Source organism: Salegentibacter sp. 24 (assembly GCF_004362395.1).
Classification (GTDB): domain Bacteria; phylum Bacteroidota; class Bacteroidia; order Flavobacteriales; family Flavobacteriaceae; genus Salegentibacter.
In genome coordinates this window covers 15,238-28,458 of sequence record NZ_SNWE01000037.1, presented here as the reverse complement: position 1 = coordinate 28,458, position 13,221 = coordinate 15,238, and the positions used below count along the sequence as shown (strand labels likewise).

Below are 13,221 nucleotides of genomic sequence, written 5' to 3'. Positions count from 1 at the left end.
TCATTTTTCGAACGTCTCTGGTTGGACGTTCAAGTTGGTAATAAGTGGTATACTTTTAAATTGAAATGTGGGGTAGTTCTATATTAATATATACAACTGTTGGAAAATGGATTGGGTTATTGATCTGGACATTAAGGGTTTCTTTGATAACATTGACCATCATAAAATGATGCTTGCTATAGAAAAACACGTTCCCGAAAGATGGGTTAGGTTATATATAGCACGTTGGCTCGCAAGTCCAGTAATGACAAAGTCTGGAAATTTAGTCCCTAACCAGGGAAAAGGAACTCCACAGGGAGGTGTTATAAGTCCATTACTGGCAAACCTTTTCCTTCACTATGGCTTAGATCAATGGCTGGAAAAGAAAGACAATACGGTAAAATTCACACGTTATGCCGATGATGTGATTGTGAACTGTAAAAGTCAAAAGCACGCAGAGCAAACACTTAGAGCTATCAAAAGCAGGATGTACCAGATTGGTCTGGAGTTACACCCAGAGAAAACCAAAATTGTATACTGCAAAGATTATCGAAGACAAGAAAAGTATTCCAATGTGAAGTTTGATTTTCTGGGTTATTCTTATCAACCTAGAACTACAAAATCGAAGAAATCAAAAGGACTTTATCTTGGCTTTGATTGCGGCATAAGTATAAGTTCGAGAAAACGAATTGCAGATAAACTTGAAGAATTGAGAGTAGAACGAATGACTTCTGATTGTATAGTAGGAATTGCTGCCATTCTTAATCCAATGATTAGAGGATGGGTGAACTACTATGGTAAATTTAGAAGGTCAATGTTACACAAGGTCTTCAAGTTATTGAATAATCGTATCGTGAAATGGGCAAGAAAAAGGTATAAACGTTACAAAACCAGTATAAAACGAGCCTATCAGTGGTTTGAAAGAGTTAAGGAACAATATCCTAAACTATTCTATCATTGGCAGTTGGGATATATATGGTAATTTGTAATTTAGATTGTATAACAGGAGCCGTATGATGGGAGACTATCACGTACGGTTGTGCGTCCAGCAAAGGTGGACATATCCAGTGGGGGAAAGTCCCATCAGAGTAAAAGTCAAAGCTCTGTAGCTAAATGACATGGGTGGAAGAAATGAAACTTATGAAGCTCATTAACAAACGACCTGTTTAGCAGGTTGTGCAAGTTACCAGGCCGTAACGAAAGTGAACGCACAGGTAGCCTCGAAAGTGATTAAATCCGGCAGGCCGAGCTAATAGCCGTATAGCGAAGGCAGCATGTTTTTCCGAAACTGACTGAAACGGGAATGACACGTCCGGCGGGGTGGTAGCGACAGCATGGTAGCAAGGATATGTGACGCAACTGGAGAGACCCTCCTCATCCCGGGCAGAAACGACCGGAGCAAGGTAGGTTCTATAACTTGAAAGCAAGGAAATGAACCGAAGATGAGAGGGAGTCGGAGAGGAGAATAGTAGCGAAGAAGTTCCGTAATGGGGATGGAGCGAAGTCTCCTTACTAATGATAATCTTCTAACAAAAATGGGAGGCAAGGATGAAAATGATAAAAACGTCTATTACATTGCAGGAACTGAGAAGGAAGATATACATCAAAGCGAAGGCTGATAACACCCATCGCTTCTGGGGCATGTATGTACACGTATGTAAGCTAAACACGCTAAGGGAATCTTATCAAATGGCCAAAAGGAATAGAGGAGCACCGGGAATAGACGGGATGACCTTTGATGAGATAGAACTAGCAGGCGTGGAAGCTTTTCTGCTGGATATACAAACAGAACTGCTCAACGAAACGTACCGACCTTCACGGAACAGGATCAAAGAGATTCCCAAAGCAAATGGCAAGACCAGGAAGCTAGGCATCGCGACGATCCGGGACCGGGTTGTTCAGGGGGCAGTGAAACTGATACTGGAACCGGTTTTTGAAGCGGACTTCCAGAAAGGCTCATATGGTTACCGCCCTAAAAGAACAGCACATCAGGCTATAGAACGGGTTGCGGAGGCTGTAGTAAAAGACAAGACACGGGTTATTGATTTAGACCTGAGAACGTATTTTGATACAGTGAAACATCACATTCTATTGGAAAAAGTAGCCAAACGCATCTCAGATGACAAGGTATTGAGACTGCTCAAGCAAATGCTGAAAATCGGTGGTAAAGAAGGCGTTCCACAAGGATCGGTACTCTCACCACTGATGAGCAATATCTACCTGAACGAAGTTGACAAGATGCTTGAAAAAGCGAAAGAAACAACTCGTGAAGGAAAATACACACACCTGGAATACGCAAGGTTTGCCGATGATGTTGTAATATTAGTAGATGGACATCCCAAGTGGGGATGGCTATGGGCAGGGGTCAACAAGAGACTGCGGGAAGAACTACAGAAATTACAAGTAACCATTAACGAAGAAAAGACAAAACAACTGGACTTACGAAAGGGGGATAGCTTTGGCTTTCTAGGCTTCGACTTCAGGAGATTAAAAACGAAGTCGGGTAAATGGAGGGTAAACTATCAACCCAAGATGGAGTCCAGGGTGAAGTTGATGGAGAAAATAAGGGATGTATTTCAGCGTCATAAATCACAGCCCTTGACAAGGGTAAGGGAGCTAATCAATCCAATATTACGAGGATGGGTTCAATATTTTAAAGTAGGGCACTCAAGTAAAGTATTCGGATACGTAAAAGATTGGCTAACCAAAAAGATTCGAAGGCATTTGATGAGAGCCAAAGGAAGATCGGGCTTCGGTTGGATGAGATGGAGTACAAAAGGGTTGTATGCCATATATAACATATATAGCGACTTTCGAGTATCCCCAAGGAAAGTTTCACCAACATGATAGGCTATAAGCAAGATAAGAAATCATTAGGAAAGCGCAGTGCGTTAAATGCGCACGCTGCGTTTGACGAGGCGGGTGCTGGAAACACGATCGAAAGATTGGTGCGCCAGCGTTCGACCCTACCTGTGAGAGGCTTGGGGTGAAATTCCCCTTGTCTACTCGACACCGTAACCGTTGCCCGCAATTATTCAGAAAAATATGAGTAAAAACTATAGACTATCATTTTTAGGAATTTCACTTATAATTCTGGTAATTCTAGGAAGATTTCTAACAGGGAATTACAATTTTTTACTGGATGATTTTTGGTTTACATCTGGCCTCTTACTCCTTATTTTGCTTTCTTTAATCGATCAACCCCATTTTTCTAAAGATTCCAATATTTTTATAAATGCGATAACTGCCGGAATATCGCTTCTAATTGTTCAAAAAGAGAATAGAGATTTTATATTCTGGATTTTTTTAGTAAAAAACCTTGTGCGCCCAAATGCTGTTTTTATTTAACGCTTAACTTCCTGTATGCTATAGAAACAGCACAAAAACCAGGTGCAAGTTACAGTACAAATGGAGCAGATATATCATAGCTATAAAGCAGAGCGTGGAGATTTCCAAAAAAATATCGGGTTAGTAGCTAAATTCGCTACAATATTTTAGGTATCACTAAATTGGTTATATTAGAGACATGAAACCTGTTATTAAAATCATTAACTTCAATTATGATGGATTGCCGCAGATTGGTTTAAGTTTTAAATACAACAACACTTTACGCATTCTCGTAAAAAATAAACTTGGAGCAAAATGGAGTAAAACCAATAGATTATGGTATTTCTCACATACCGAGGAAAATCTTAAAAAAGCCTTTCGTATTTTAAGTCCCATTGCAGTTTTGCAACAAGAAGACTTTAATCGAAACTTAGGTAAAAAGAAGGAAAAACGTGATTTCTCAAAAGATCAAAACAAAGTTTTAAACGGTTTTAGTATTTATCTAAGGGGTAAAAGATACAGCGAAAGTACTATAAAAACCTATACTTTCTTTATTGCTGAATTGGTACATTTTCATAGAAATAAAACTCTAAGGATTTTGACCAATCGAGAGGTAGAAGAATTCATAGAAAAGGTGTTTGTCCCACGAAGATATAGCATAAGTAGCCAACGGCAGTTTATAAGTGCTCTAAAACTGTTTATTAGATATTATCCTTATACAGAAATGGAAGGAGCTACTCTAGAGCGGCCAAAAAAATCCAGAAAGCTACCCCAGGTGCTATCCCAGGAGCAAGTAATTAAATTGATACAAGCTGCCAAAAACCTAAAACACCGGGCTGTTATTGCAGTTTTATATTCGGCGGGTTTAAGGATTAGCGAATTACTTTCCCTTGAGCTTAAAGATATTGATTTTCAAAGAAATCAACTTTTTATTAGGAATTCAAAAGGTAGAAAGGACAGGTATAGCACACTATCCCAACAAATTATACCCTTATTAAACAATTATATAAATTCTTATAAACCAGAAAAGCGTTTTGTGGAAGGACCGAGAAATAAGCCATATAGTGCCAGTAGTGTGAGAAAGTTTTTGGATGTATATGCAAAAGAGGCTGGAATAACTATAAAAGTTTCACCCCATGTATTACGACACAGTTATGCCACACACCTACTTGAAAACGGCGTAGGCCTAAGGCATATCCAGGAATTATTAGGTCACGCCAAACCTGAAACCACTATGATATATACCCACGTGGCCCGAAAGGATTTATTGGCCATAGAAAGCCCGTTAGATACTGCTATTCAAAAACTTAATAAAAGGGATAATTTGGAAGAAAACCTCCCATTATCCCAAAAATATTAGGGGATATTAGGTATATTTATCCTCATATAACACGTTAGGCACAAGCTAAATAGAACGACACAGCAAGTAAGAAATGATAAAATATGTAAGCATAGAAAACGGACAATTCAAAATGAACACAGGAACAGACTTTCTGCTTCCCAACATCATTTGGATTGACCTGATTAGCCCATCCACCGAAGAAATAGAACAGGTGGAAAAAACTTTTGATATAGAATTATTTACACCACAGGAACGGGAAGAAATTGAATCCAGTTCTAAATATTCAGAGTCCGAAAATGAAATCGGGATTAACTTAAACTTCCTGAGAGCAGAAAACGGAAACTATATCAATGAACCTGTTTCGTTCATTCTCAAAAATGATTTTCTTATCACCCAACGTCAGCAAGAGTACAAGACTTTTACGGACACATATCAAAAAATCCGTTCAGTAAGAGCGAAAAACGGAATTGATGTTTTTCTCAACATTCTTGAAATACGTATTGACTTTGACGCTGACCTGATTGAGAACATTACGGAACAAATAACGAAAATCAGTAAAGGATTGGTCAAAGACAATGACCTTGAAAGAGAGTTGCTCCTGCAAATCACCGCTTTTCAGGAATCGACTATAGCGATAAGGGAAAACATAGTGGAGAAACAACGGATTCTATCGGCAATTTTAAAAAGCAAGTTCTTTCCGAAAGAAAACTATGAAACCCTTCGGGTGATGATTAAAGATATTGGCTCTTTGCTCGACCACACCAGTTTTAACTTTGAACGCCTGGAATTCCTCCAAAATACATTTCTCGGACTTGTAGATATGGAGCAAAACCGTATCATCAAAATTTTCACTGTTGTTACCGTTGTGTTTATGCCTCCTACACTTATTGCCAGTATGTACGGTATGAACTTTCAATTTATGCCCGAATTGGATGAAATTTGGGGCTACCCATTCGCCATTTTGCTGATGATAATCTCCTCCGTTTTGACACTCCTTTTCTTTAAACGCAAAAAATGGTTGTAAATGGGATTTCTTGAAACAATCATTTTGGCAATTATCGAAGGGCTCACAGAATTCCTTCCTGTTTCTTCCACAGGTCATATGATTTTAGCTTCGGCAGCAATGAAAATTCATAATGACGAATTCGTAAAGACCTTTGAAGTCGCCATTCAATTAGGAGCCATACTTGCCATAGCACTGATGTATTTTAAGCGTTTTCTGCAAGGAATTGACATTTACCTTAAATTAATTGTTGCGTTTATCCCGACCGCTATAATCGGATTTTTGGCTTATGATTTTATCAAGGCTTATTTATTTAATCCTGTGGTAGTTTCTATATCGTTAATCATTGGGGGTATCGTTTTAATTTGGATTGACAATAAGGTGATAAACAGAAGAACCGAAGTAGATACGCTCGAAAACATTCCCTATATAAATGCCTTTTATATCGGACTGATGCAATGCCTTTCAATGATTCCGGGAACTTCAAGAGCAGCAGCAACTATTATCGGTGGTGTGTTTAATAAATTAGACAAAAAACAAGCAACCGAATTTTCGTTTTTGCTGGCTATCCCTACAATGTTTGCAGCTACAGGTTATGACCTGATAAAAACACCAATTGAATTCACCGAAAATGAAATACTTATGCTTGCAATAGGATTAATATTTGCCTTTATAAGTGCTTGGTTCGCAGTAAAACTGTTCCTTAAAATAGTAGAGAATTATGGATTTAAACATTTTGGATATTACCGAATAATAATCGGACTAATATTCTTACTTACAATGACTTGAAAAAAGCCAGTGCCTAACATTGTATAAGAGCAATAGCGGGTAAGGTGGTAAAATCAAGGACTGTGCATTTAATAAACTTTAGTGGTGGCGGACAGGTAATCGCCTTGAAATCCGCTACTGCTCTTATACTTGACCGTTGGCAGCAAGTTAAAAAAACGTGGTAATACAAAAAAGACAGAATACATTTTATAACTTTGAAAAATCATAAAAAACAGAAACAATGAAAAAATTAATTTTAGGATTATTATTAGGAGGAACTTTTTTAGTAAATTCTTGTGGCGAAAACAAGAATACTGATGTTGTAAATTCGGGAACATATCAAGGTGTGGCTGAAGAAGTTGAACTAGGAGAAAAAGAAATTTATGTAAGAACCTCTGATGATAAATTAGTTGAACTCTATTTTACAGACGAAACTAAACTTATGACCAGTGACGGACAAACTACCACTTTTGATGCACTGAAAGAAAATGGTAAAGTTGAGATAACCGTTGAAAAACAAGGAAACAAAAATGTGCCAGTTTCTGTAAAAATTCTTGAGTAACATAAGCTGATGATTGCAGAAATACCTTCAATTTGGAGAGAAGAAGTATGGCATCCTCTTTCTGTACACCTGCCAATTGCCACTTTGCTTTTAGCCTCATTAGCAGCTATATTAAGTTTGTTTGTTAAAAATAAATCGTATCATCTTTTTATAAAACAGATGATTTTTGTAATGCTAGGCATAGGAGTATTGAGTGGTTGGATTGCTATTTATACAGGAGAATTGGCTTATTCTATTGAAGTTAGAAAAATTTGTGACCCTAAAGTTTTACAAGAACATCAATGGTGGGCTTATACTACATTAATTGTTTATTCAATTGGTTTAGGTATTAAAATTTCATCGAAATTCATTACACACAAATTTTTACATCTATTTAAATCAATTAGCTTTTTTCTAATAATTTTAGCTCTTTTCGGCTTATTTTATACAGGACATTTAGGAGCTTCCTTGGTCTATCAACAAGGTGCAGGTACGTATAAACCCTCTGCTGATTGTTCTGAATTTGTAAAATAGAACTGTTTATGGAATTAACAAATGAAAAATCGGCAATAAATGCAACCCTTTTTAGCATCGTTGGAAATGTTCTGTTGGCAGCCATTAAACTCATTTCAGGCTTTTTAGGCAATTCGTATGCCTTGATTGCAGATGGTATTGAATCGACAGCCGATATTTTCTCTTCATTTTTTGTACTTCTAGGCTTTAAATATGCCCAACGACCACCAGACGATAATCATCCATTTGGTCATTCTAGAATAGAACCATTAATAACCTTTCTAGTTGTTGCTTTTTTAGTTACTTCGGCAACTGTAATTGCCTACGAAAGCATCATTAATATTCAAACACCACATAAAATCCCAGAAGCTTGGACACTTATTGTACTTGCTTTAATAATACTATGGAAAGAAGGATCGTACAGATATGTTTCCAAAAAAGCAAAGACTATTAAAAGTTCTTCTCTTAAAGCAGATGCTTGGCATCATAGAAGTGATGCCATTACCTCTGTAACTGCTTTTATAGGTATTTCAATTGCATTGTATTTTGGAAAAGGTTATGAAACAGCCGACGATTGGGCTGCTCTGTTTGCTTCTGCATTTATTCTATATAATGCGTATCTTATTTTCAGACCTGCTTTAGGAGAAATAATGGACGAACATCTATATGATGATTTAATTGAAGATATTCGTAAAGTTTCAAACACAGTAAATGGCATAAAAGGAACAGAAAAATGTTTTGTACGAAAAGCAGGAATGAAATATTTAATTGAACTTCACGCCATAGTAGATGGAAAAATTACAGTAGAAGAAGGTCATTTTTTAGCTCATAAACTACAAGATAAAATTCAAAACGAACTGCCTGAAATAGCACATATTACCATTCACATTGAACCTGAATAAACTAAAAACCAGCTGCCAACAATGTATAACCGCAATTACGGCGGATTCGACTACGTTCAAATCCACTCGGAATTGCTAAAGTCTGTGCTTAACCAAAAAGTCTGAGTATATTAACCCGTAACTGGCGGTTATACGAAACCGTTACCTGCAAGCTAAAATAAATCTAAATGCCAATAGAGAACATACCAGAAATTTTCTTTAAAGACCCAAAAGTACAACAAGACATATTTGTATATGACTTTAAAATGACAAGCGATGTTGTGAAAAGCAAAGTCAATTTAGGAATGAATATGTTCAGCTTTTTACAAGTTGGAAAAAAACAAGTACATTTTGCAGGAAAATCGGTTGCTGTAAATAAAGACCAATCATTATTACTTAAAAAAGGAAATTGGCTATGGACAGAATTACTGGATACAGAAGCCATTTACTACTGTAAACTTCTCTTTTTTTCAGAAAAAAAACTCACAGATTTTTTAAGTAAGTACACGAGTAATGTAAAACCTTATAAGGAGGATGTACCATATTTTGTAATTGAAAATGATGATTATATTGCTTCTTTTATAAGCTCTTTATCTTCAAGCAAATTTTCAGATCATAGTTATAGCAATGCGCTATTATCTTTAAAATTTGAAGAAATAATGCTCTACATGCTTAATAAATATGGTAATGAATTCGAATTTTATTTACACTCTTTAATTTCTAAAGAGGTTTCGCCATTCAAAAATACAGTAGAGAGCAATGTAGATTCCAATTTAAAAGTGGAAGAAATTGCCTTTCTCTGTAATATGAGTCTATCAACTTTTAAACGTCATTTTACAAACGAATATAAGGAGCCACCTGGAAAATGGTTTCAAGACAAACGTCTTCAAAAAGCTAAAGAATTGTTGCAAGGAGGTGAATTAAAAGCTTCAGATATTTATTTAGATATTGGTTATAACAACCTGTCTAACTTTAGTGTAGCCTTTAAAAACAAATTCGGAATTAGTCCAACAGATATTTCGAATTAAAAAATAAATTACACAAACCTCTATTTATTAGCTATTTAAGTGTTTTATTTCATATTTATTCTTCACAAATATCCACATTGACCTTTTTTCATAAGTTATTGAACCATATCAGTAAATAGAAAGGTAATAACCCAACATACATTTGCACCATAATTACACAACGCTTGTTTTGGCAAGTATAAATTAAAATCAAATTTAAAAATTATAATTATGGCAAATGTAACAAAACCTGTATTCAAAGAAAGATACGGGAACTTTATTGGAGGAAAATTCGTAGACCCAGTAAAAGGGCAATTTTTTGAAAACAGATCTCCTGTAGATGGTAAAGTATTTACACAAGCAGCACGATCAACACAAGAAGATATCGATCTTGCATTAGATGCAGCACACGAAGCGTTTCCTGCTTGGAGTAACACGTCTGCAACAGAACGTAGCAATGCGTTATTAAAAATTGCTCAGGTTATGGAAGATAATTTAGAGTATTTAGCAACCTTAGAAACTATTGATAATGGTAAGCCAATTCGTGAAGCTCGTGCTGCAGATATTCCTTACTGTATCGATCACTTCCGTTATTTCGCAGGTGTAATTCGTGCAGATGAAGGTAGTATTTCAGAACATGACAAAGACACTGTAAGTATCGTATTACACGAGCCAGTTGGTGTGGTTGGAGAGATTATCCCATGGAATTTCCCAATGTTAATGTTAGCATGGAAAATTGCTCCAGCTTTAGCAGCAGGTTGTACAGCAGTTGTAAAACCAGCAGAACAAACACCAACAAGTGTTATGATGTTAATGGAACTTATTGGTGATATTTTACCAGCAGGTGTATTAAACATTGTAACTGGTTTTGGTAAAGAAGCTGGTGCAGCATTAGCAACATCTAACAGAATTGCTAAATTATCATTCACAGGTTCTACAGAAACTGGACGTACAGTATTACATAATGCAGCAGAAAATATTATTCCTGTAACTATGGAATTAGGTGGTAAATCACCAAACATTTTCTTCCCATCTGTAGCAGCTCAAGATGATGAGTTTTTTAGTAAAGCTATTGAAGGTGCATTAATGTTTGCTTTAAATCAAGGTGAAATTTGTACCACTCCATCTCGTATTTTAGTACACGAAGATATTGCAGATCGTTTTGTTGAAAAAATGCAAGAACGTTTAAAATTAGTAAAACCAGGAAACCCATTAGATCCAGAAACAATGATTGGTTCTCAGGTATCTAAAGCGCAATACGAAAAAATATTAAACTATATTAAAATTGGTATTGAAGAAGGTGCTGCTGTTTTAGCTGGTGGTGAAGCTGGTAACTATGAAGGTGAATTATCTGAAGGTTATTACGTACAACCAACCGTTTTAAAAGGAGATAACAAAATGAGAGTCTTCCAGGAAGAAATTTTTGGACCTGTTGTAGCCTTAACAACGTTTAAAACTACGGAAGAAGCGATTGCTATTGCAAACGACACACCTTACGGATTAGGTGCTGGTGTTTGGTCTCGTGATGCTCACGAATTATACCAAGTACCACGTGCAATACAAGCAGGTAGAGTTTGGGTAAACCAATACAATACCTATCCAGCTCACGCACCATTTGGTGGAGTTAAAGAATCAGGATTCGGTCGTGAAAACCACAAAATGGCTTTAGATCATTACCGTGTTGTAAAAAACATGTTGATCTCTTACGACAAGAAACCTATGGGATTCTTTTAATTAAAACTTTATAAAATAAGTTTATAATAAAAACCCTGGAAATTCCAGGGTTTTATTGTTTTAATCAAAGTCTTAATAAAAGATTTTAATCACTTTTTAATTATGAAAAAAACATTCTATCTTTTCCGTTATATCAGCTGGACTGCAATAATAGGTTCACTTCTTGGCTCACTGTTACTTTTTATCGTTGGTGCTTTAAAAACCATTAATGCTTTTAGAGTTGTCATCTTCAATTATATTCCTGAAAATAAAGCACATTTACATCCTGCAGATATAGCCACTACTTATCTTATAAAATCTTTAGATACGTTTTTAATAGCATTGGTGCTATTCATTTTTGCACACGGAGTTTATACTTTGTTTATTTCAAACAAAATATATGATGATGGAAATGGTGTTTTAAAATGGATTAGAACACCAAATATTGGTCATTTAAAAAATGTGCTTGCCGAAGTTATTGTCATTATTCTTTTTGTGAAATTTCTTGAGGTAGTATTTGTAAATATTGACAACCTTAAATGGGAGATTTTAATACTTCCAGCATCTATTGTGCTATTAGCATTGGGTTTAAAATTTTTAAGTCTTAATAAAGAAGATATTGATAAAACTAAAAAATAATAGCTTATGAAAGCCATACAATTTACAGGTTATGGAGAGGTTTCGAAAAAAGTAAAAACTTCCGAAATTGTTAAACCAACCATTAGCAAAGATGAAGTATTAATTGAAACGTATGCTGCTAGTGTAAACCCTTTAGATATAAAAGTAGTTGAAGGAAAACTAAAAAGCGTGAGTAATTTTAAGTTACCATCAACTTTAGGTTATGATGTTAGTGGAATTATTATTGAAAAAGGCGAAAATGTTCCTAATTTCAATATTGGAGACGAGGTGTTTTCTAAAGTGAATAGACAAGGAACGTTTACTGAATTTGTCGCTGTGAATCAAAAACTAGTTAGCCTAAAACCCAAAAACACAACTTTTGAAGAAGCTGCTAGCTTACCATTAGTAGGTCTTACAGCAATTCAAGCCTTGAAACGAGGTAAACTAAAATCTGGGGAAAGTATTTTAATTCATGCTGGTTCTGGTGGTTTTGGTTCATTTGCCATTCAATATGCAAAATCAATTGGAGCTTATGTATATACTACTACAAGTTCAGAAAATGTAAGTTGGGTAAAAAAACTTGGAGCTGATGAAGTGATTGATTATAAAACTGTAGATTATACTGCTATTGTACAAGATGCAGATATGGTTTTGGATACACTTGGAAACGAATACACTGAAGAAGCTTTTAGCGTAATAAAAAATGGTGGAAAAGTAATAACCCTTGTTGGTCCTGTAGATAAAGAAACTGCCAACAGAATGAAACTCAATAAAATCACTAAACTATTCTTAGCGTTTAAAAGACGAAAAATAACAAAACAAATAAAGCAAAAATCAGCATTTTATAGTTTAGTATTCATGCGAGCCAATGCAAAACAACTCAATGAAATTTCTGAACTTGTAGAATCTGGAACAGTCAAAACCAAAATAGACAAAGTGTTTCCATTAAAAGACACACTAAACGCCTTGCTTTACGTTAAAAAAGGGCGAACTAAAGGAAAAGTTGTTATCAAAATTAAATAAGTCATGAGTAGAGGATTTGTAAAAGAAGATGACCAAGAGGAAATTCCTATGGTACCACCAAGAGCCGACTTACCAGAAGGTGTAACTAATTATGTAACGCAAGTTGGTATGGATGAACTTTTAATTGAAAAACAAGAATTGATTAATGAAAGAGAGCATCTTGACATTTCAAACGAAAAGGAAAGCCGAATAGCCTCCAATTATATAAACGCTAAATTGCAATTGTTGAAAAACCGAATTGCTACAGCAAAAATAGTAGATCTAAACAATCAACCAAAAAACATAATTCGATTTGGTGCATTAGTAACTCTAAAAATTGGAAATAAAACAGCGCCTGAACACTATCAAATTGTAGGTGTAGATGAAGCTGATATTTCTAAAGGAAAAATCGCATTCATTTCACCAATTGCTAGACTTTTGATAAACAAAAAAGTGGGAGAAAAAGCAGTGTTGAAACTAGCTAAAGAAGACAGGTATTTTAAAATTATTAATATCAAATATTAATT

At 35.5% G+C, this 13,221-nt stretch carries 14 protein-coding genes; all 14 read left to right on the top strand.

Going from position 1 to position 13,221, the window contains the following annotated elements; all coding sequences use genetic code 11:
* Nucleotides 1-106: 106 nt before the first annotated feature.
* The 14 genes from DET49_RS17725 to DET49_RS17660 all read left to right on the top strand — a co-directional run bounded on the left by DET49_RS17725 (nt 107) and on the right by DET49_RS17660 (nt 13,219).
* A complete protein-coding gene (locus DET49_RS17725) occupies nt 107-961 on the top strand; it encodes a reverse transcriptase domain-containing protein (RefSeq protein WP_243729718.1) in 855 nt (284 codons plus the stop codon).
* A gap of 566 nt (nt 962-1,527) precedes the next feature.
* A complete protein-coding gene (gene ltrA, locus DET49_RS17720; protein WP_208109670.1) occupies nt 1,528-2,826 on the top strand; it encodes a group II intron reverse transcriptase/maturase in 1,299 nt (432 codons plus the stop codon).
* A gap of 198 nt (nt 2,827-3,024) precedes the next feature.
* Nucleotides 3,025-3,327, top strand: a complete 303-nt coding sequence (locus DET49_RS17715) for a hypothetical protein (protein WP_208109669.1) — start codon at nt 3,025-3,027, stop codon at nt 3,325-3,327.
* 178 nt (nt 3,328-3,505) lie between these two features.
* A complete protein-coding gene (gene xerA, locus DET49_RS17710) occupies nt 3,506-4,666 on the top strand; it encodes a site-specific tyrosine recombinase/integron integrase (RefSeq protein WP_133550091.1) in 1,161 nt (386 codons plus the stop codon).
* A 112-nt stretch (nt 4,667-4,778) separates the two neighbouring features.
* Nucleotides 4,779-5,672 carry a magnesium/cobalt transporter CorA gene (gene corA, locus DET49_RS17705; RefSeq protein ID WP_243729717.1) on the top strand — a complete coding sequence of 298 codons (894 nt, stop codon included), beginning with the start codon at nt 4,779-4,781 and terminating at the stop codon, nt 5,670-5,672.
* Nucleotides 5,673-6,440, top strand: coding sequence for an undecaprenyl-diphosphate phosphatase (locus DET49_RS17700; protein ID WP_133550087.1), 768 nt, complete (start codon nt 5,673-5,675; stop codon nt 6,438-6,440).
* Between the two features lie 220 nt (nt 6,441-6,660).
* On the top strand, nt 6,661-6,981 hold the full coding sequence (locus DET49_RS17695) for a hypothetical protein (protein WP_133550085.1): 321 nt from the start codon (nt 6,661-6,663) through the stop codon (nt 6,979-6,981).
* A 9-nt stretch (nt 6,982-6,990) separates the two neighbouring features.
* A complete protein-coding gene (locus DET49_RS17690; RefSeq protein WP_208109668.1) occupies nt 6,991-7,494 on the top strand; it encodes a DUF2231 domain-containing protein in 504 nt (167 codons plus the stop codon).
* A gap of 8 nt (nt 7,495-7,502) precedes the next feature.
* Nucleotides 7,503-8,375, top strand: coding sequence for a cation diffusion facilitator family transporter (locus tag DET49_RS17685; protein WP_133550083.1), 873 nt, complete (start codon nt 7,503-7,505; stop codon nt 8,373-8,375).
* Between the two features lie 167 nt (nt 8,376-8,542).
* Nucleotides 8,543-9,382 (top strand): helix-turn-helix domain-containing protein, encoded by an 840-nt coding sequence (locus tag DET49_RS17680; protein WP_133550081.1) that lies wholly within the window; start codon nt 8,543-8,545, stop codon nt 9,380-9,382.
* 210 nt (nt 9,383-9,592) lie between these two features.
* Nucleotides 9,593-11,095 (top strand): aldehyde dehydrogenase family protein, encoded by a 1,503-nt coding sequence (locus tag DET49_RS17675; protein ID WP_034893317.1) that lies wholly within the window; start codon nt 9,593-9,595, stop codon nt 11,093-11,095.
* Nucleotides 11,096-11,197: 102 nt separating this feature from the next.
* Nucleotides 11,198-11,713 (top strand): YqhA family protein, encoded by a 516-nt coding sequence (locus DET49_RS17670; RefSeq protein WP_034893320.1) that lies wholly within the window; start codon nt 11,198-11,200, stop codon nt 11,711-11,713.
* Nucleotides 11,714-11,719: 6 nt separating this feature from the next.
* On the top strand, nt 11,720-12,715 hold the full coding sequence (locus tag DET49_RS17665; protein WP_133550079.1) for an NADP-dependent oxidoreductase: 996 nt from the start codon (nt 11,720-11,722) through the stop codon (nt 12,713-12,715).
* Between the two features lie 3 nt (nt 12,716-12,718).
* Entirely contained in the window at nt 12,719-13,219 is a 501-nt protein-coding gene (locus tag DET49_RS17660) for a GreA/GreB family elongation factor (RefSeq protein WP_034893326.1), read from the top strand.
* Nucleotides 13,220-13,221 lie beyond the last annotated feature (2 nt).

Bases quoted from the DNA above. Each gene is read 5' to 3' on its own strand.
- DET49_RS17675 (WP_034893317.1), top strand. From the start codon at position 9,593: ATGGCAAATGTAACAAAACCTGTATTCAAAGAAAGATACGGGAACTTT.
- corA (WP_243729717.1), top strand. From the start codon at position 4,779: ATGAACACAGGAACAGACTTTCTGCTTCCCAACATCATTTGGATTGAC.
- DET49_RS17725 (WP_243729718.1), top strand. From the start codon at position 107: ATGGATTGGGTTATTGATCTGGACATTAAGGGTTTCTTTGATAACATT.
- DET49_RS17660 (WP_034893326.1), top strand. From the start codon at position 12,719: ATGAGTAGAGGATTTGTAAAAGAAGATGACCAAGAGGAAATTCCTATG.
- DET49_RS17685 (WP_133550083.1), top strand. From the start codon at position 7,503: ATGGAATTAACAAATGAAAAATCGGCAATAAATGCAACCCTTTTTAGC.
- ltrA (WP_208109670.1), top strand. From the start codon at position 1,528: ATGAAAATGATAAAAACGTCTATTACATTGCAGGAACTGAGAAGGAAG.
- DET49_RS17665 (WP_133550079.1), top strand. From the start codon at position 11,720: ATGAAAGCCATACAATTTACAGGTTATGGAGAGGTTTCGAAAAAAGTA.
- DET49_RS17690 (WP_208109668.1), top strand. From the start codon at position 6,991: ATGATTGCAGAAATACCTTCAATTTGGAGAGAAGAAGTATGGCATCCT.
- DET49_RS17700 (WP_133550087.1), top strand. From the start codon at position 5,673: ATGGGATTTCTTGAAACAATCATTTTGGCAATTATCGAAGGGCTCACA.
- xerA (WP_133550091.1), top strand. From the start codon at position 3,506: ATGAAACCTGTTATTAAAATCATTAACTTCAATTATGATGGATTGCCG.
- DET49_RS17695 (WP_133550085.1), top strand. From the start codon at position 6,661: ATGAAAAAATTAATTTTAGGATTATTATTAGGAGGAACTTTTTTAGTA.
- DET49_RS17715 (WP_208109669.1), top strand. From the start codon at position 3,025: ATGAGTAAAAACTATAGACTATCATTTTTAGGAATTTCACTTATAATT.
- DET49_RS17680 (WP_133550081.1), top strand. From the start codon at position 8,543: ATGCCAATAGAGAACATACCAGAAATTTTCTTTAAAGACCCAAAAGTA.
- DET49_RS17670 (WP_034893320.1), top strand. From the start codon at position 11,198: ATGAAAAAAACATTCTATCTTTTCCGTTATATCAGCTGGACTGCAATA.